Genomic DNA, 17,822 nt, shown 5'->3' with positions numbered 1-17,822 from the left:
GCATCTCCCGTTCTCATGCGTATCCGTGCTTTCTGGGTGATCGCGCATCGGTGGGCAGGGCTAACGATCGCCCTGTTCCTGATGGTCGCGGGCCTGACCGGCAGCCTGCTCGCGTTCAACGATGAACTGGAGAGTTGGTCGGCCCCGCAACTGCACCGGGTGACGCCGCCGCATCCCGGTGCGATCACGCTTAATCCCCAGGCGCTGCGTGACAAGGTATTGGCCCTCCATCCCGGCGGCGTAATCGACTATCTGCCGCTCCGATTGACGCAGGGGCGGAGCGTCATCCTGCGCGTCGACCGCATCGATCATCAAACCGGGACCCTCGTGCCCTGGTCGAGCCGCTGGGATGAACTCTTCGTTGACCCCTATAGCGGGCGAACGATGGGGCATCGCCGTTGGGGCGATATCAGCGAAGGCATGGTCAACCTCATGCCCTTCATATACCGGCTCCATCAATCGCTCGCACTCGGGCGATGGGGCCTGATGGCGCTCGGGATCGCGGCATTGATCTGGACGCTCGACTGTTTTGTCGGCTTTTATCTAACCCTGCCCGTGCGCCAGCGTCAGGTCACACGGGGTTCAGCTTGGTGGTCACGCTGGAAACCAGCCTGGCGGGTACGTTGGTATGCAAGCGGTCACAAGCTGACATTCGATCTGCACCGTGCCGGTGGCTTGTGGCTGTGGCCACTGCTACTGGTGTTTGCGTGGTCGGGCGTGTCGTTCAATTTACCAACGGTCCATGATCCGGTCATGCGGCTGTTCGGCTATGAACGCTTGCAGGATGATATCGTGCCACCTTCCGCGCCGCGTTACCGGTCCGCTCTCGATTTTCGGGCCGCCGAGGCGGTGGGACGCCGTCTTGCGCAACAGGAAACGTCACGATCCGATATTATGCTCGACCCATCGCGGGAAAGCGGACTGCTCCACCGACCAGACGCCGGCATCTACGCTTACATCTACAGTTCCTCGGCAGACATGCGGCGCGAAGGTGGCCGGTCGCTGATTATCTTCGACAGCAGCACGGGCAAACTCATCAAGGCGGTGATACCGCAGGGTCAGAACGGCGCAAACACGATCACAGAGTGGTTGACCGCCATGCACATGGCAAGTGTCTGGGGCCTGCCGTGGCGCATTGCGACAACCGTGATTGGAATGCTGGTGACGATGCTCTCAGTAACGGGCGTCCTCCTGTGGATCCGAAAACGCTCCGCTCGGATTGGCATTAAGACCAAAAGAGCAAGCTCAAATTATCCATAATCGCTGACAAGCTGCCGTCTAACAATCGCTGATTTTCTGACCGGCCAATGGCGGGTTTCAGACGAACTCGCCATTTGGGCCATTCGCTGGGAACGACAGGATTGTCCCAACCGCTGTGAGTTCGGCCCCTCGCCGGAGCGAGGAGCCGACGGGTCAAATCTCAGTGTTCTCGGCAAGGGCAAGTGCGTCTTCCACATCGATCCCGAGATAGCGGACCGTGTTTTCGATTTTGCTGTGGCCAAGCCGGATTTGGACGGCACGAAGGTTGCCGGTTGCCCTGTAGATGATCGATGCCTTCGTTCGGCGGAGTGAGTGCGTGCCATACTCACTTCGCATCAGGCCGACGGTTCGCAGGCGATCCCGTCGTTGTCGCCGTCGAGCATCGGGTTGTACCTTGGACTGCCCCTATGGACCGGGGCGGCGCCCGCCGCGCGTGCCTCGGCGCAGCTGCGCCACATGCCGGGGGAGGGCGCACGCGTGGCCGGACTGCTTTGCCAGATCGTCCGCGGCGGAGAGGTTCTCGCATCTGCGCCAGTTCGGGGATGCGCGGCGCGGATTTCGGCAGGCGTAATGAATTCTGAGGCCCAGATACCTGCCTTGGCTGTCTTGCTGGCGGCCTGGCGCTGACCATAGCTTGTCGGCGCGCCGAGAAGTACGATCGCAAAGCCGCAGCTCACCATTTTGGCGGCGATGTCCCCACCGTTCGAGCGGCAGGTCGCGACGGTGCGCCCGTAGACGTCACGGTCACGCGTTTCGCAGGTCAACTGACGGGTATCGACCATCGCGCGCATCGCCGCGGCCGCATCGCCGCCGCAACTCCAGTTGGTGAAGCCGATCCTGCAGGTCTGGCGATATTCTGGGGCATTGATGCCGAACAGCCGCACTTCGCGCGTACCGACGTGGAGCGAGTCGCCATCGATAGCGCGCGCGCTTCCGCCGAATTCCTGAGCTTGCGCCATCGCGGATCTACCTGTCAGCACCACGAGCGCGAAGATTGCGAGCCGGATCTTTCGATGCCTCAAAATAAAGTCGGCGAGGGCGGGGTGGGCGCGGCGGCGGGTTGGCGCGGCTTCGCCCATGGCTCGGTCGTTGCGTCTGCATCCAGCGGTCCGTCCCAAATACGGCACAGGGCAAAAGCCTGCTCGGGCGTCCCGTGAAGCCAGGCCTCCCAGTCCTTGCTGCGCAGGATCGTCGGCATGCGGTCGTGAACCTCGGCCATGAAATCGCAATTGTCGACCATGACCATCGAGTAGGCATCGCCCCACTCGCTTGTCGGCCGCCAGATCCCCGCCACCGCGAAAGGTTCGTCACCGGGCACTGCATACCATGTGCGCGTCATGCGGCCTTCCTCGCCTTGCGCCTCCGCCCAGGCGCTGACCGGGATGAGGCATCGCCGGTTGACGAAACTGTCGCGCCAGAACGGCGTCGCCAGCTTGTCCTCGCGGGCGTTGTTAACCATACGTGGCTTGATCGGAAGGCCGGTGCGTTTGCTCTTCATCGCTCGCGGAAACCCCCAGGTCATCGCGCGTACGTCTCCAGCGGCGACGACGAGACCTGGGTAGCCTGGATAGACTTCCTCGGCGACATTGGGTGCCGGCCCGACCTGCGCTGCGAACAGCCCGGCGATGGCGCTGGTCGGCGTGGTCAGGCGGTACAGGTTGCAGATGGCCGTCGTCCTCTCGCCGAGCAGAGTAGCCGCCTGTCCCGGCTTGGCAACTGCGGCTGCCTGTATCCCATTGCCAAGCCGGGATCACGCATCGGAACATGTGCCGCGAACATGAGGGGCGGGATGGACTGGGTTGTATCCGATTGTCGTGTCGATGCAGGATTCGCGGCGAACCCAACTGTTGCCAGGACGTTCATCCGATCATGAAGACGATTAAATTTTCGGACGGAACGACGGTGCCCGCGCTTGGCCAGGGTACATGGATGATGGGCGAAGCTTCCGGCCGCCGGGCCGACGAGATAGCCGCATTGCAGGCCGGGCTCGATCTTGGCCTGACGCTGATCGATACCGCCGAGATGTATGCCGACGGCGAAGCCGAGCGCGTGGTCGGCGAAGCCATTGCGGGGCGCCGGGACGAGGTGTTCCTGGTCAGCAAGGCCTATCCGCAGAATGCATCGCGAGCGCGCCTGCGCCAGGCCTGCGAAGCAAGCTGCGAACGCCTGGGGACCGATCGGCTCGACCTCTACCTGCTCCATTGGCGCGGCGGCGTGCCGTTGGCGGAAACGGTCGAGGCGATGGAAGCTCTCGTGGCAGCGGGGCTGATTGCGCGCTGGGGTGTGAGCAACCTCGACACCGCGGACATGGGAGAACTGGAGGCGGCCGGGGGCCTGGCCTGCATGACAAACCAGATACTCTACAATCTGACCCGGCGTGGCCCCGAGTTCGAGTTGATCCCATGGCTCGAGCAGCGCTCCATCCCGGTCATGGCTTACAGTCCGGTCGAACAGGGTCGCCTGCTCGGACACCGGGCACTGACGCAGATCGCCATGAAACATGACGTGTCACCAGCGCAGGTCGCTCTGGCCTGGCTGCTTCGGCGGCCTGGGGTGCTGGCAATACCGAAGGCAGCTTCGCTCGCCCACGTTCGCGACAATCACGCTGCGATGGACCTCGAACTCACTGAAGACGATGTTGCGCTGCTGGAGCACAGCTTCCCAAAGCCGGCCAGGCGGCGCCCGCTCGAGATGCTTTGAGCGAACTTGACGCCGCCTAGCGCTTCGCGGCGCCGCCTGCCGCTGGGGCACTGTCGAAGATCCAATTGAGATAAGCCGCGATCCTCACGCCGGCCCGCTTAAGGCGATCGTCGACTTCGGTCCGATGCTGATGGGCGTAGTCCCACGAGAGTGCCGGATCGGTCGGATAGATCGTCTTGCGCAGCGCTATGCTCTCATGGATCCACACCGCGGGATCGCGCTCGGTCCAGGCGATCACCTCCTGGGGGGTGATCGAACGGGACAGCCAGTTCGCGTACTCGGAGTACGAAAGCGATCGCTGCTCGACCAAGGCTGAATCCCACACCGAATGCAGGTTGGTCGGCTTGCCGAACCACGTGACGGCGACAGTGTTGCCCCCACGGTCGTCGCCGGCACCGTCGTGAAGCGGCTGGTGCAGGTCGCCGATGATGTGGACGATGAAACGCAGCGCGAGGCGCTTGTCACTGATCGAAGCATGCGAATTGCGCAGGGTCGCAGTGAAACGCGTGAGCGCCGTCACCGCGTCGCCCACTGCTGGAGCATCGGAAGGTTTGTAATCGTCGCCCTTCACGGTGACGTAATGCCAGGGGCTCGCCTGCTTCTGCCAGAAGGCGTCGGGATCGGACTTCATGTCGTCGGGCCAGGTCGCGCCCCTCGATCTTGAGGCCGCTCTTCCCCTCATCCGCATAGGTCCGTACGATGTCGATCCCGCGGGTTGCGGCATAGTGCCGGATCGCATCGGCCTGATTTTCGGTCGAGTATTTCTGATGGTCGGTCGACATGCGGACATATTCCGCGGCCCGCACCCGGTGTCCTGGGGAAGACGGGTGATCTTCATCGAAGGCCGTGTTAATCGACAAGCCTCACCTTTTCTTCGTTGGCATCATGCGATGCCTGTCACGGCGCTGGAAATGATTGGTCGCGGTTTCGCACCCGGTCTCAGCCGTACTTCGAGCCGCTCTCAGTCTACCGATTGAGGATACGGAAGATGTTGCCGAAAAGGGGCAGGAGGTTACCGGCCTGGACCAGCGTCCTTGCAGATCATGAAAGCTATGCTCGCACGATGGCCGAGCTGCTGAAAAAGGAGCATGGCAACAGCCATCAGGCGGTCAAGATGCTGATACGCCAGACCCATGCGAGCGAACGCGCCGTCAAACACTGGTTGTCGGGTCAACATGGCCTCGATACCGTGTTGTTCCTGCGCCTCATGGTGTCCTCGCCCGTCATCCGGGCCTTCGTTCTAGGTCTCATCGAGCGCCCTGCCGCGACTGGGGTGGGCAGTTTTGTCGGTCGCTATTCCCTCGCGGCTGCACGCGCCGCCTATGTCACGGGCGAGAATGCGGCGGGCTTGCCGCCAAGCGGACGTCCGCTCGATGACCTTGGAAGCGACCCTAATCGTGACCCATTGGATGACCCTGATCCGGTCGAGCTCAACGAGCGGCAGCACTGGTTCTTGTGCCGAGTCGCCCAAGGATATCGCTGCGCGGCGAGCGAAATCATGGACGTATGGGCGGTCAGCCCCAAGACCGCACGGCGCGACATTGCGAGGCTCAAGGCTGCTGGGCTGTTGGCCTATGTCGGATCACGCCGCAAAGGGCGGTATCGTTGCATTTCGTGAGGTCTTGGCCAATCCGTCGTGACCGGCTCTACCGTCCCAACGGCTTGGCGGGGGCGAGCGTACGCCCTCGTCTTGAATCGGCTATCACTAATTTACGTGAGGATAACGTAAAGAACTGCCCGCGAGGATGGGCTGGTTAAGGACAATCAGTCGTGCCGAGCGCCCATGACCTATTATGTATCTCAGAGGCAGATTGGGGCAGCTGTTCTGACACTCACTGAATTCGCCGGGCTCATTCGGATGAACCTCGATGCACAATGTCCGCGGCACCTCCGGAAAAATCGGAGGCGCCGCGCAGATCGTTTCCTGACTCTGATAGCTCTACTACATCGTAATCTTAGCGCCCGCATACATATAGCGACCAACAAAGCTGATAGGATAGTTGGCTGAGGCGATCGAGGGCTCCTGGTCAAACAGGTTGTTCACGCCCATGTAAAAGCGGAAGCGCGTGTCCACGTCATATGCCACGTACAGATCATGCTGCCACTTCTCCTTAAACTTCAGATATTCTGGCGCGGCGATATCCGGATTGCCGGCTAGTTCCTCGCGCGTGTAGCGGTCAGTCTTGCTGAACCAGCTGATGCCATAGTTGACCGTCAGTTTGTCGAGCTTCCATGTGATGTCGCCAGTCGCGTTCCACTTGGGATAATAGGCTTCGTTGCGATCAATATTGACGGTCGCGCCGGGCGTCGGGATAAATTCCAGGCGGTGAAGATAGCCGCCCACCAGCCCGATGGCGAAGCTGCCGAGCCGCGCTGTGTCGAAACCGTAATTCAGCTTGAAGTCAGCACCTGCGGTCCGAAAGTTCGCGACGTTCTGAGGTTGCACGAAGTAGCTGCTGATATAGCCCGTGCCGGGCGTGCGGGTGATGTTCTGGCAATAGACATTGTCGAGGGTAGGCTGATCAACGCACAGCTGCGCCAATTCCTCTGCGGTGGGTGTATTGACCGCGTTCTTCAGCTTGATGTCATACCAATCGAATGAAGCTGTCAGACCCGGAATGAAGCTGGGGCGAAAAACCACGCCTGCGGTCCAGGTCCGTGCCGTTTCTTCACTTAAGTTGCGGTTGCCGCCGGAAAAGCCCGGCAAACTGACGGTGGCGGTCGGATCATTCTCGGGATTGAACGCGGCGATTTGCGCCGGGCTCAGGCCTGCTGCCTGCAGCGCTGCCTGGCAGTTGGCGGCGCGATATTGAGTGCCATTGGGCAGGGCCACCGGGTCGCAAGGGTCGGTGATGAATGAGAAGCCCCCGTTGCGCGGGGCGAACAGCTCCGTAATGTTGGGCGCTCGCACCGCTTCGGAATAAGTGGCGCGCAGCGTGATGTCGGCGATCGGCGCATAGGTGCCGTCCACCTTCCATGTCGTTGTTTTGCCAACCGTTGAATAGTCGGACAGCCGGAGCGCTGCGCCGAAGCTCAAATTATACGCGAAAGGTGCATCTTTGAGGACAGGCACCGACAGTTCGCCGAAGACTTCCTTGACGTCGAAGCTGCCGCTTTCGGGCAGTTGCAGCGAAAAGTCCTGAAGAGCCCCTTGCTGCAACAGCTGATCAGGAACGAAGCTGCTTTTTTCTTTGCGATACTCTCCGCCCAGAGCGAAGCCGATCGGACCGCCAGGCAATTCGAAAAACTGACCAAAGTCTCCAGAAATGGAGCCGGATGCAACATGTTGTTGCACTCTGGCGCGATTGAGTATGTCGGCATTGACCCAATCAAGCGCCGCTTGGTCCCGCACTCCGTTGCCGAGTAAGTTAAGCGGACGGCAACCGCTGTTTGCGCCGGGCGTGAAGCTGGTTGCCGGCGCGTCATAATTGTCAGGATTGATGTTCGCCGTGGGATCCAGCGTAGAGCGGCAGACGATGGCGCCCGAAGCTGGATCACGCACTGCATCAATCGCTGCCCAGTAACGATCGCCAATGCGATAATCGGTCAGCAGCACCTTCGACTTGGTTTGACCGAAGGTATAGGACAATTCATAGGTGGCGTGCTCTGAAATACGTCCCTCGAAGCCGCCGACGAAGCGCATTGTTTCACGATCATTGCGCTCACCGCGTACACCAAGGTCGTAATTGTCCCGCGAGATGAACGCGCCCTGGGTCGTGTCGGCCAACCCTGTGAAACGGTCCTGCAGATAAGGGTTGTGGGGTGACAGGTAGGTGAAGAAGTCGAACGAGGGCTGAGCCAGCGTAAAAGTGCGGTTCTTCACGTATTTGGCTTCGAGGAAGATCTTGAACGCGTCACTGAAGTCATAATGCGATAACAGGTTGAAATTGTGGACGCGATTATAGGCTTGAAGGTCGCCTTGATACCCGGCCAGCGGCGTACTGTCTCCGCCTTGCGTCAACCCACCCGAGGATGGCAGTAGTCGCCCGCGATCATAGACCTTGCCCGAACCGGTGAAATCAGGAATGCCATCTAAATTCAGGTCGACAGCGCCATCGGGAGAACTGTCTGCGTAACGCAGATTGTTCGTCGGTACTCGGTCGGGCCGGTTTGGATCGTCTGGAATGTCATTGGGATCGCGCACAATTCCGTATGTACCGAGCGGATTGCCGGTGCGGTATCGGCTCGAACTGCTCACCCTGTCCTGATCGCGATATTCGTAGGACAAAGCAATGTTGCCGCGCCCGTCGCTGAAATTCTTGCCATAAGTTAGGGAGCCGTAGCGCTGGCCGGCATCGCCCCGGCTTGAAATGCCAACCTGCCCACTAGCTTTGAACCCATCAAAATCGCGCAAGAGGCGGAAGTTGACGACGCCTGACACACCGTCAGCGCCGTAGATGGCCGATGCGCCACCGGTCAGCACGTCAACGCCCTCGATTAGGTCATTTGGGATTGTGTTGATGTCGACAGCAGCCGAACCAGCAAGGCTCGATACGTGGCGGCGCCCGTTGACCAGAACCAATGTGCGGTTCTCACCCAAGCCGCGCAGGTTCAAAAGTTGCACCCCAACCGCGCCGAAATCAGAATTGGATCCTGACGTCTGCGCACCGCTGAACGAGGCTATAAGCGCAGGATTTTGACGCAACGTATCGACGATCTGGACATTACCCGCCTGCTCGAGATTTTCCGATGTCACGGTTACGACGGGATTAGGAACATTGTAGTCGCTGCGTTGGATCCGGCTACCGGTAACCACGATGGTCTCGCCTTGATCTGGGGTTTCAGCTTCCTGCGCGAGTGCAGAGGTTACCAACAGCGGGCTGAGACAGCTTGCCGAGAGTAGTTGGCGCATCATGACGGAAGTCCGTTGCATACAATGTCCCCTGTGTGACCTTTCGATGTCACCGGTAACAAACGCCAGATCACCTGCCCTGATCAACCCTGACCGGAGCGACGGTCAAATTTTTCTAGCTTTTCCGTGAAGATGTAACTTTGCTACAACAATCGAAAGGTATGCGAGCAAGCGCCAGACGATCGGCGCGGACAACCCAGTGACAGTGCAAAAAGGGTGGGGTTGTGGATCAACCACAAGCTCGAATGTGACAACTTCGTGATCTGTAGTCTGGTGATAGATCCATTCATAGGTATGTGACTCGCCTAGCCTGAGGGCATCTTCATCCGTTTACGATCTTGTAGTAGGTTAAGCCCTGTCCCAGCCGTCTCTCGGCCGCAAACTTAGCGATTTAAATGCACGCCAGTATTCGGCAACAACTGTCCTAACTGCGGCACGTCTGCTTATAACGATAAGAAAATTGATGCCTGAGCGTCCAAAATGGATCGCGAGTTGTTACTGAACCCCTAGCCTTAGCACGGATTTCGCCCTGATTTCGGACGTTCACACTGCAAATCGTCTTTGCTGAAAGTGTCCATCCGATCATTTGAACGTTTCCTTTCCGCCTCATTTTGGAGGTGTTAGACACCCGCCACACATTTCGTTGGAACACTACGCTCGCGATCGGCTGCCAATAAATGATCAGGTCGATACGCGACCTGGTCTGCACCTGCAGCGTAAGCCTAGTACCGTCATCGCTCACAGGCGGGGTTTACACCACAGCCTTATGATCGTGCTTACTTCAATACGCCGCGTTGAGGATTTGCAACCTTGCCCTACGATGAACGATTTACCCGATTACTGTGATGGGCGAATGCTGATGGAGCGCCAGGTCCACAAGGCGCAGAGCTGTCACGACAATAGGAGAGATGTCATGAAGCGTTCCAACGCCATTATGCTAGCTACCGCCGCATCGATCGCATCCATGACATCGGTGCAGGCCCAGACGGCCACGCAAGTCGAAGATCGCATGACCACTGTCGCTGCCCCCATGGCTGCTGCCAAGCCGCAGGCCGCACAGGCTGGCGTAGAGGGCACTGTCGATGCGCGGTCCGGCTCACCCGGCGGGGCTGCTCCGCAGATGACGCGCGACAATGGTGCCCCGATCGGTTCCAACCGCAACTCGCTGACCGCCGGAGACACCGGACCGGTGCTGCTCGAGGACACCACGCTGATCGAAAAGCTGGCTCGCTTCGACCGCGAACGTGTGCCCGAGCGCGTCGTCCACGCGCGAGGCACCGGCGCGCTGGGCGTTTTCCGGGCGACTGCGGACCTTTCCAGCGTCACGAGCGCCTCGCTCTTCCTGGCCGGCAAGGAGACGCCGGTGTTCGTACGCTTCTCGACCGTGATCCATCCCTCGGGCTCGCCCGAAGGCATGCGCGACCCGCACGGCTTCGCGGTGAAGTTTTATACTGACCAGGGCAACTGGGATCTGGTGGGCAACAACCTGCCGATTTTCTTCATCCGCGATGCGATCCAGTTCCCCGACATGATCCATTCGCTCAAGCCGTCTCCAGTGACCAACAAGCAGGATCCCAACCGCTTTTTCGAGTTCTTCTCAGGCACGCCTGAAGCCACAAACATGCTGGTCCACGTCTATTCCAACCTAGGTACCCCCGCTTCGTACCGAACGATGGACGGCAACGGAGTGCATGCCTTCAAGCTGGTCGACAAGGAGGGCAAGGTCACCTTCGCCAAATTCCGCTGGATCAGCCGCCAAGGCGTCAAAAGCCTGAACGGAGATGCCGCCGCCAAGGCACCGCCGAATTACCTGACCGACGATTTGTACGGCACTATCGCGGCAGGCGATTATCCGACCTGGGATCTCATGGTGCAGACGATGACTGCCGAGGAACTGGGCAAGCTCACCTTCAACCCCTTCGATGATACCAAGGAATGGCTGGACGTGCCCTTCCGCAAGATCGGTGAAATGATGCTCAACCAAGTGCCTGAAAACTTCTTCCGCTGGACCGAGCAGTCCGCATTCGCGCCAGCCAACCTCGTGCCTGGGATCGAACCCTCGCCCGATCGCATGCTCCAGGGACGTCTGTTTTCCTATTCGGATACCCAGCGCTACCGGGTCGGGGCGAACGTAATGGATATGCCCGTCAACCGCCCGCACGTTCCGGTCGTGAACAATTACCAGGACGGTCAGCTCGACACGGCCACCGGCAAGGTCGACGTGAACTATTTCCCGTCCGTGATGCAGGGCAAAACGGTGGATCCGGCCTTCGCGCCGACGCCATACAAGATCGACGCGATCGTCCAGACCGTGCCGGTCTCGAAGACCGAGCCATTTGATCAGGCCGGCAACTTCTATCGCTCGCTTAAGCCAGCGGACAAGGCGGACCTGGTCAAGAACCTCGCCGGCGACCTTGGCGTAGTCACTTCGGCCCGCACCAAGGTAATCATGGTCAGCTATTTCGCGCAGGCCGACAAGGACCTTGGCACGCGCATAGCCAAGGCCATCAGCGTTCCAATGGGCGAGGTCAACCGGGCCGTGACCGAATACCAGGCCGCCGTTGATGCGCGCTACGCGGGACAGCAGTGATGCTGGCCTTTTTCCTCGCATCCGTGCTGGCCGCCACCCCAGCACAAGCTGCCGCCCTGCCGCCGCCAGAGCGGCGGCAGGAGTTGCTTTTTGAGGCGGCGAAGCTGGGCCGGACGGACCTAATCCCTCTGCTAGTAGAGAACGGCGCAGACGTGAACGCTTACGAAGCCAGGGGCTTCACACCGCTGATCTTGGCAGCGTATAATGGGCAGGCCGATGCGGTAGAAGCCCTGCTCAAGGCAGGGGCGGACCCATGCAAAGCCGATCTTATCCAGGGGAACACCGCGCAGATGGGCGTGGCTTTCAAAGGCAATGATCGGATCGCCGCTCGCCTGCTCCAGGAGAAGTGCAACGTCAATGCACGTAACAAGGCGGGCCAGACCGCGCTGATGATGGCGTCTTTGTTCGGCCGCACGGCGCAAATTGCAATGCTGCTAAAAGGGGGCGCGGATCCCGCTATTCTCGACATGGCCGGCCGATCGGCTGCGCTAGTGGCAGAAGCCCAAGGCAATAATGCAGCATTGACGCAGCTGAAGGAGTCTCGCTCGCAATAGTCCATCACCCTTCGGCCATTTTTCGATGGCATAGGAAATCGTTCAAACATAAACGCAAGAACCGCCCTGATATTGGAGGTCCCGAGCCAAAATGGGCGCCCCATTCAGGCCCTTCGTTCATTGCCTTAAAGTAGAACAATTCTGCCATTCAGTCTGCTGTGGGGAACGGCGGCTTCGATCAGAAGCAGTCATCTCGATCGAAGCCAACAGCATTTATTATGCGCAAGCATGATGGAAAGCTGTTGGCCGTCAAGAACACTTACAGTTTCATTGCCGCGTTGCTGCCATCAGCCCACTGGGCGGGCTACGTTACGAAACTCGCCATGTCGCTGGCGAGAAACAGCTGCCTGCGCAACATCCAAAGGTAAAGCCATTAGGTCCATAGCATCGAGATCGGCAGTCCTCACCCCGGGCAGCATATCCGGCAATCTCGAAGCCATGCTGCCGAAATCGGGGTGCACGTGCGGAAACCCCGCAGCGAAGTCGATCGCCCACGGCGCGCGAATGCCATTTTTCCAGCACCCCATACTTCAGGTTTGCCGCACCTCATAAAAACTTCAATTGCTTACAATTGCCTACTTCCTTAGTAGACTTTTGCGATGTCCGCATGGCTGGACATCTTGCAGCCGAGGCGACCACGTCAGGGCGTTCACCATCAAAATTGTCAGACGGCGCGGTGATAGCGCCTGGCAAAGGGGGATACCTATGTTCCGTAGATTCGCGCTGCGTCGGGCGCTGCCTGGTGTTTCGCTTGCAGTGCTAGCGATGAGCTATGCGAATAGTGCACAGGCACAATCCCCGCTGCCGGATGGCGTCGCTGAGGCAAGCGACGCAGGGGCCGGAGAGATTCTCGTCACGGCGCGTCGCCGCGATGAAGCGGCGCAGGACGTGCCAATTTCGCTCAGCGTCATTGGCGCGGCGGATATTCGCAGTTCGGGCACCTCTACCTTCAACCAGATCCAACAACTGGTGCCCGCGCTCCAGATCACCACCACCAACGCGCGCAATTCCAATGTCACGATCCGGGGGCTCGGCGCAAATGCCACGATCGCGATCGATGGTCTGGAATATGGCGTCGGCTTCTATGTGGACGGCGTCTATTATGGTCGGCCCGGTCAGTCTCAGGTCGATCTCATCGACCTGCAGCAGATCGAGGTGCTGAACGGTCCGCAAGGAACCCTGTTCGGCAAGAACACGACCGCCGGCGCGATCAACATCACGACCCGCGCACCGAGCTTCGATCCTGAACTGGTGGTCGAAGGCAGCGTTGGCAATTTCGACCAGCGCCAGCTTCGCGCGTCGGGATCGGCTCCGATCATCGCGGACAGGCTGGCCGTCCGCCTGACCGCCGCCTACACGGATCGCAAGGGTTTCCTGACCAACGTCTTCAACGGCAGGGACGCGCAGAACTACGAGAACCTCACCCTTCGCGGACAAATTCTGGCAAAGCCTATCGATGACGTCACAGTCCGCATCATCGGGGACTATTCGCGGCAGAAGCAATATTTCATGCTGTCGATCAATGACGAATATTTCACGACGCTGGCCAACGGCGAGCGCATCGCCAACAACATATTCGATCGTTCGGCGCGTCTGGGCTATACCCCGCTGGCGGCGGGAGCCTTCGACCGCCGGGGCGACGCCGATGCGCAGATCCAGGCGAATATGAAGAGTTACGGCGTATCCGGGCAGGTCGATTGGGATTTGGGGTCGGCTACACTAACCTCGATCACGGCCTATCGCTGGTGGGACTGGGATCCCCGGAACGATACCGACGGCACCTCGCTGCCGATCATGACCAAGCAGCACACGTCCAATCGCCAGCGCCAGTTCAGCCAGGAGATGCGCATCGCTTCCAACGGGCAAAATACGGTCGATTATGTCGCGGGTCTTTATTATTTCTGGCAAGTCGTACGCGGATATGGCTCGGCGGCCTTCGGGCGCGATTATGCCGCATGGAACTATAATCCAGCGACGACACCACCGGCGACGCTCGCGATCAACCGGTACGCGGTCGAGAATTTCGAATCGTCCAACTATTCTGATCCGACCACAAAAAGCTACGCTGCCTTTGGTCAGATCGACTGGCACATCGCGCCTTCGCTGACCCTGACTGGAGGTTTGCGCTACACGCATGAGAAGAAGGAAGGCAGCTTCAGCCAGTTCTGGGTCGGCGGCAATGACCTGTCCATCCTGTCCCCCGCCGATCGGGCGATCGCGACGGCGGCCCGCGCCTCCCAGCGTGAACTGGCCTTCGACGCCCGCGACAGTTCCAATGCCATATCGGGACTGGTGACGCTCAGCTACAAACCCGCCGACGACGTGCTGGTTTACGGCACCTACTCTCGGGGCAGCAAGTCCGGCGGGCTCAACCTAAGTCCCGGTGGCGCATCCCGCCCGGTGATCGCGCCGGAGAAGGTCGGCAATTTCGAAATAGGGTTGAAGTCGCAATGGCTCGACCACCGGCTGACCTTCAATGCCGCTGCCTATCTGACGGAAGTGCGCGACTACCAGACGAACATCAATGAGCAGACCGGCCCGACGACCTCGATCCAGTATATCGCCAATGTTCCCAAGGTGCGCTCGAAAGGTTTCGAGACGACGTTGAATTTCGCGCCTGTAGAAGGCCTGCGGCTGGGTGCTTCGGCGGCCTACACCGACGCGCGCTATGTCAGTTACAAGAATGCCGCGCAGGCACCCGAGCGCGCCTATCTCGGCCCGATCCAGGATTTGTCGGGCACGTCGTTTCCGCTGGTGCCCAAATTTACCTATACGTTGAATGTCGATGCATCCCGACCCCTTAGCGACGGCGTCTCGGTCTACACCCGTATCAATTATCTCCATCGCTCGTCGACCAATGCGACCGCGACGCTGAGTTCCTATGGCGTCATACCCGCCTATGGCGTGCTCAACGCCCGTGTCGGCCTCAGCTTTCTTGAGGGGCGCTATGACCTGTCCGTATGGGCACGCAACCTGGCGCAAAAGGACTTCTTCGTGACGAAGGTGGTTCAGCCAATCGGCGTAGTCACGGGCCTGCCAGGCGAACCGCGCACCCTGGGCGCCACATTGCGGGCAAATTTTTGACCGCAGCAGCAAAGCAGAGGACGATATGAGAAATATCATCAGCCGTCTGGCCGCAACAGTCGCCCTGGCAGCCATGACGATGGGAACCGGCGGCGCGCGGGAATCGACAGCGAAGAGCCGGCCCAATTTCCTCATCATCGTCGCCGACGATCTGGGTTATTCGGATCTGGGCGCGTTCGGTGGCGAGATCGAGACGCCCAATCTGGATAAGCTGGCGCAGTCCGGCTTGCGTCTGACCGGCTTCCACACCGCACCCGCCTGCTCGCCGACGCGGGCCATGCTGCTGACGGGCAGCGACAGTCACCGGGTCGGGCTGGGCGCCATGGCCGAAGTGATGGCGCCCAATCAAACAGGCCATCCTGGCTACGAAGGCTATCTGCGCGCCGACGCGCCGACGCTGGCGGAGCGACTGGGCGCGGCGGGCTATCGCACGCTTTACTCCGGCAAGTGGCACTTGGGCGTCGAACCCGACCAGGACCCGCACGCCCGTGGCTTCCAGCTCAGCTTTTCGCTGGCGCAGGGCGGCCACAATCATTTTGGCGGGGGCATGGGTTCGAACCCGAAATATGCCCCGACCTATCGCGAAAACGGCGTGCCCGTCACCATACCGGCCAACTTCTATTCGTCCGACTATTTCGGGCAGAAGCTGGTCGAGCAAATCAAGAGCACGCGTTCCGGTTCGGACGGCAAGAAGCCGTTCTTCGCCTATCTCGCCTTTACCGCGCCGCATTACCCCTTGCAGGCTCCACCCGAAACCATCGCCAAATATAAAGGGCGCTATGATGCGGGCTATGAGGTGCTGCGGGCCACGCGACTGAAGCGGCAGCGGGAACTCGGCCTGATCGATGCATCGGTGCAGCCGCACCCGTTGGTGGACGCCCAACCCTGGGAGACGCTGTCGCCGCGCGACAAGCAGATCGAGGCACGCAAGATGGAAGTCTATGCGGCCATGGTGGATCGGCTCGACACTGCCGTCGGCCAAGTGGTCGGTGCGCTGAAGGAAACGGGCGAACTGGACAACACCATCATCCTCTTCCTGTCCGACAATGGTGCCGAAGGCATGGAAGCCAGCCGATCGGGGCTGAAAATGCTGCGCGACATGGTCCCGCCCGTCAAGGCGCCCGAAGACATCGGCAACGCGGCATCCTACGCCACCTATGGCGAAGGCTGGGCGCAGGCGGCGACCGCGCCATCCTATCGCTTCAAGCTCTATGCCACGGAAGGTGGCACCCGTTCCGTAGCCTTCCTCACCGGGCCTGCGGTGCCAAAAGGGCAGATTGGCCGCGCATTTACGCATGTCACGGACGTAACCCCGACCTTTCTCGATCTCGCCGGCATTCCGCAGCCTTCCGCGCGAGGGGCGACGGCCCAGCCGATCGACGGTCGAAGCTGGAAATCCTTTTTGCAAACCGGCGCGCCGGTTTATGCTGCGGGACAGCCGATCGGCTCCGAACTGTTCAATTCGCGGTCCATCCGTGACGGTGACTGGAAGATCACCGATATCAGCGACGGGAAGTGGCGCCTGTACAACGTCGCCGCCGATCCCGGCGAAACGCGCGACCTTTCGGCGCTTGAGCCGGCCCGCAAGGCAGCCCTGGTTAGCGTCTGGAATGATTACGCCAGGCGCGTGGGCGTGGTGCTCGCTGATCCCCTGACTCATCCAGGCCCACCACGGGGGGCGGACTGACGATGCGGATCCGGCTTCCCACCCGGTCCATGGCCTTGATCGCTGCGCCTCTGGCTGCGATCGTCGGCGGCTCAGGATCGCCAGCGCCGACTGTGTCGCCGTCGCAATGCGACAGCCGGGACGACCGCATCGCCGTTCCTGCCGGCGGTGCTCCTCGGCGAGGACGGGCCCGGCCGCCCGGGCAATAGGGTAACGACCGCCGCCTTCTGGATCGACCGCCACGAAGTCACCAATCGCCAGTCTGCGGCTTTCGTTGCAGCGACGGGCTATCAGACCCGCGCCGAACATGAGGGGGCGTCTGCCCTTTTTGTTCAGCCGCTCGCACCTGTGCCGCTCGACAATGCTGCGCGCTGGTGGCGCCTGGTAAAGGGTGGGAACTGGCGCCATCCGCAGGGGCCGGACACTAATCTGCAAGGCCATGAAAACGACCCGGTGGTCCATGTCGATCGCGAGGATGCGAAAGCTTATGCCCGATGGGCCGGTGGCGCGTTGCCGACTGAAGCGCAATGGAACAGGCCGCGCGCGGCCGGTAGGACGGCCCGCGCAATCCGACCAGTTGGGCTTTTCACTCCGACGGCAGGGCGCGCGCCAACGTGTGGGAAGGCCCTTTCCCGATCCGTGACACAGGCGCTGACGGCTTTAAGGGTCTGGCGCCGGCAGGCTGTTTCGAGCCGAATGACCGGGGCGTTCACCACTTAGACCCTCCGCTCTGGTGTCAGCCTGGGGAGGCTTATTCCGACGGGCAACGACAGTCACTTGCGAAACGATATTCAGCGTCATAAGAAGCGCCGTCTCTTTCTGCTTCGGCAGGATACAGACATAGATCGCGTCGGTTCCCCGGAAACGGGGATTAAAAGGGAATGCGGTGCGGGTCCTTGCAAGAATCCTATGCCGCAGCTGTCCCTGCAACTGTAAGTGGCGAGCGCGATATACATGTGCGGACGGCATTGTGCCCCAACCGCCAGCCACTGGGCCGGACGCTAAATCCTGCGAGGCCTGGGAAGGCCGTATATCAAGCGATGACCCATGAGCCAGGAGACCTGCCGGCGTCTGGTCGCTCTTGCCTTGGTCCAGGGGATGGCCGCGGCACGGTGA

At 60.4% G+C, this 17,822-nt stretch carries 12 protein-coding genes, 3 pseudogenes and 1 riboswitch; of the genes and pseudogenes, 9 read left to right on the top strand and 6 right to left on the bottom strand.

What is annotated here, in order from left to right:
- Positions 1 to 15 precede the first annotated feature (15 nt).
- Positions 16 to 1,260, top strand: coding sequence for a PepSY-associated TM helix domain-containing protein (locus ACZ1JM_RS09955; protein ID WP_465134653.1), 1,245 nt, complete (start codon positions 16 to 18; stop codon positions 1,258 to 1,260).
- 153 nt (positions 1,261 to 1,413) lie between these two features.
- Here ACZ1JM_RS09955 and ACZ1JM_RS09950 read toward each other — a convergent pair.
- The 3 genes and pseudogenes from ACZ1JM_RS09950 to ACZ1JM_RS09940 form a co-directional block, all read right to left on the bottom strand.
- Positions 1,414 to 1,605 (bottom strand): annotated as a pseudogene (locus ACZ1JM_RS09950) (tyrosine-type recombinase/integrase); the annotation flags it as partial.
- Complete coding sequence (locus ACZ1JM_RS09945) at positions 1,596 to 2,219, bottom strand: thermonuclease family protein (protein ID WP_465134652.1); 624 nt, start codon at positions 2,217 to 2,219, stop codon at positions 1,596 to 1,598. The pseudogene ACZ1JM_RS09950 and the gene ACZ1JM_RS09945, both read right to left, overlap by 10 nt.
- 59 nt (positions 2,220 to 2,278) lie before the next feature.
- Positions 2,279 to 2,878 (bottom strand): SOS response-associated peptidase, encoded by a 600-nt coding sequence (locus ACZ1JM_RS09940; RefSeq protein WP_465135031.1) that lies wholly within the window; start codon positions 2,876 to 2,878, stop codon positions 2,279 to 2,281.
- Positions 2,879 to 3,129: 251 nt separating this feature from the next.
- Between ACZ1JM_RS09940 and ACZ1JM_RS09935 the strand changes: the two genes are divergently transcribed.
- Positions 3,130 to 3,960, top strand: coding sequence for an aldo/keto reductase (locus tag ACZ1JM_RS09935; protein ID WP_465134651.1), 831 nt, complete (start codon positions 3,130 to 3,132; stop codon positions 3,958 to 3,960).
- A gap of 16 nt (positions 3,961 to 3,976) precedes the next feature.
- On the opposite strand, the pseudogene ACZ1JM_RS09930 reads toward ACZ1JM_RS09935, so the two are convergent.
- Positions 3,977 to 4,618, bottom strand: a pseudogene (locus ACZ1JM_RS09930) (S1/P1 nuclease); the annotation flags it as partial.
- Positions 4,619 to 4,664: 46 nt separating this feature from the next.
- Positions 4,665 to 4,742, bottom strand: a pseudogene (locus ACZ1JM_RS09925) (hypothetical protein); the annotation flags it as partial.
- A 206-nt stretch (positions 4,743 to 4,948) separates the two neighbouring features.
- Here ACZ1JM_RS09925 and ACZ1JM_RS09920 point away from each other — a divergent pair.
- Positions 4,949 to 5,578, top strand: coding sequence for a DeoR family transcriptional regulator (locus ACZ1JM_RS09920; protein WP_465134650.1), 630 nt, complete (start codon positions 4,949 to 4,951; stop codon positions 5,576 to 5,578).
- A 324-nt stretch (positions 5,579 to 5,902) separates the two neighbouring features.
- Here ACZ1JM_RS09920 and ACZ1JM_RS09915 read toward each other — a convergent pair whose 3' ends face one another.
- Positions 5,903 to 8,815 (bottom strand): TonB-dependent receptor domain-containing protein, encoded by a 2,913-nt coding sequence (locus ACZ1JM_RS09915; protein WP_465134649.1) that lies wholly within the window; start codon positions 8,813 to 8,815, stop codon positions 5,903 to 5,905.
- A 910-nt stretch (positions 8,816 to 9,725) separates the two neighbouring features.
- On the opposite strand from ACZ1JM_RS09915, the gene ACZ1JM_RS09910 reads away from it, so the two are divergent.
- The 6 genes from ACZ1JM_RS09910 (at position 9,726) to ACZ1JM_RS09885 (ending at position 17,426) form a co-directional block, all read left to right on the top strand.
- Entirely contained in the window at positions 9,726 to 11,402 is a 1,677-nt protein-coding gene (locus tag ACZ1JM_RS09910) for a catalase (protein WP_465134648.1), read from the top strand.
- Positions 11,402 to 11,956: an ankyrin repeat domain-containing protein gene (locus tag ACZ1JM_RS09905; RefSeq protein ID WP_465134647.1), complete on the top strand. Its 555-nt coding sequence runs from the start codon at positions 11,402 to 11,404 to the stop codon at positions 11,954 to 11,956. The genes ACZ1JM_RS09910 and ACZ1JM_RS09905 overlap by 1 nt, the downstream gene beginning before the upstream one ends.
- A gap of 218 nt (positions 11,957 to 12,174) precedes the next feature.
- Positions 12,175 to 12,324, top strand: coding sequence for a hypothetical protein (locus ACZ1JM_RS09900; RefSeq protein ID WP_465134646.1), 150 nt, complete (start codon positions 12,175 to 12,177; stop codon positions 12,322 to 12,324).
- Positions 12,325 to 12,661: 337 nt separating this feature from the next.
- Positions 12,662 to 15,040, top strand: a complete 2,379-nt coding sequence (locus ACZ1JM_RS09895; protein ID WP_465134645.1) for a TonB-dependent receptor — start codon at positions 12,662 to 12,664, stop codon at positions 15,038 to 15,040.
- Positions 15,041 to 15,065: 25 nt separating this feature from the next.
- Entirely contained in the window at positions 15,066 to 16,727 is a 1,662-nt protein-coding gene (locus ACZ1JM_RS09890) for an arylsulfatase (protein ID WP_465134644.1), read from the top strand.
- A gap of 147 nt (positions 16,728 to 16,874) precedes the next feature.
- Positions 16,875 to 17,426, top strand: coding sequence for an SUMF1/EgtB/PvdO family nonheme iron enzyme (locus ACZ1JM_RS09885; RefSeq protein WP_465134643.1), 552 nt, complete (start codon positions 16,875 to 16,877; stop codon positions 17,424 to 17,426).
- Positions 17,427 to 17,540: 114 nt separating this feature from the next.
- A riboswitch (cobalamin riboswitch) is annotated at positions 17,541 to 17,789 on the top strand.
- The last annotated feature ends 33 nt before the right edge of the window (positions 17,790 to 17,822 follow it).

Source organism: Novosphingobium sp. BL-S-24 (genome assembly GCF_055521575.1).
The sequence above is the reverse complement of the archived record's forward strand: the minus strand, read 5'-3'. Positions and strand labels throughout refer to the sequence as shown.

What these genes read in the sequence shown, in the direction of transcription:
- ACZ1JM_RS09900 (WP_465134646.1), top strand. Translation starts at nt 12,175, where the DNA reads ATGCGCAAGCATGATGGAAAGCTGTTGGCCGTCAAGAACACTTACAGT.
- ACZ1JM_RS09895 (WP_465134645.1), top strand. Translation starts at nt 12,662, where the DNA reads ATGTTCCGTAGATTCGCGCTGCGTCGGGCGCTGCCTGGTGTTTCGCTT.
- ACZ1JM_RS09915 (WP_465134649.1), bottom strand. Translation starts at nt 8,815, where the DNA reads ATGATGCGCCAACTACTCTCGGCAAGCTGTCTCAGCCCGCTGTTGGTA.
- ACZ1JM_RS09945 (WP_465134652.1), bottom strand. Translation starts at nt 2,219, where the DNA reads ATGGCGCAAGCTCAGGAATTCGGCGGAAGCGCGCGCGCTATCGATGGC.
- ACZ1JM_RS09920 (WP_465134650.1), top strand. Translation starts at nt 4,949, where the DNA reads ATGTTGCCGAAAAGGGGCAGGAGGTTACCGGCCTGGACCAGCGTCCTT.
- ACZ1JM_RS09910 (WP_465134648.1), top strand. Translation starts at nt 9,726, where the DNA reads ATGAAGCGTTCCAACGCCATTATGCTAGCTACCGCCGCATCGATCGCA.
- ACZ1JM_RS09890 (WP_465134644.1), top strand. Translation starts at nt 15,066, where the DNA reads ATGAGAAATATCATCAGCCGTCTGGCCGCAACAGTCGCCCTGGCAGCC.
- ACZ1JM_RS09935 (WP_465134651.1), top strand. Translation starts at nt 3,130, where the DNA reads ATGAAGACGATTAAATTTTCGGACGGAACGACGGTGCCCGCGCTTGGC.
- ACZ1JM_RS09905 (WP_465134647.1), top strand. Translation starts at nt 11,402, where the DNA reads ATGCTGGCCTTTTTCCTCGCATCCGTGCTGGCCGCCACCCCAGCACAA.
- ACZ1JM_RS09955 (WP_465134653.1), top strand. Translation starts at nt 16, where the DNA reads ATGCGTATCCGTGCTTTCTGGGTGATCGCGCATCGGTGGGCAGGGCTA.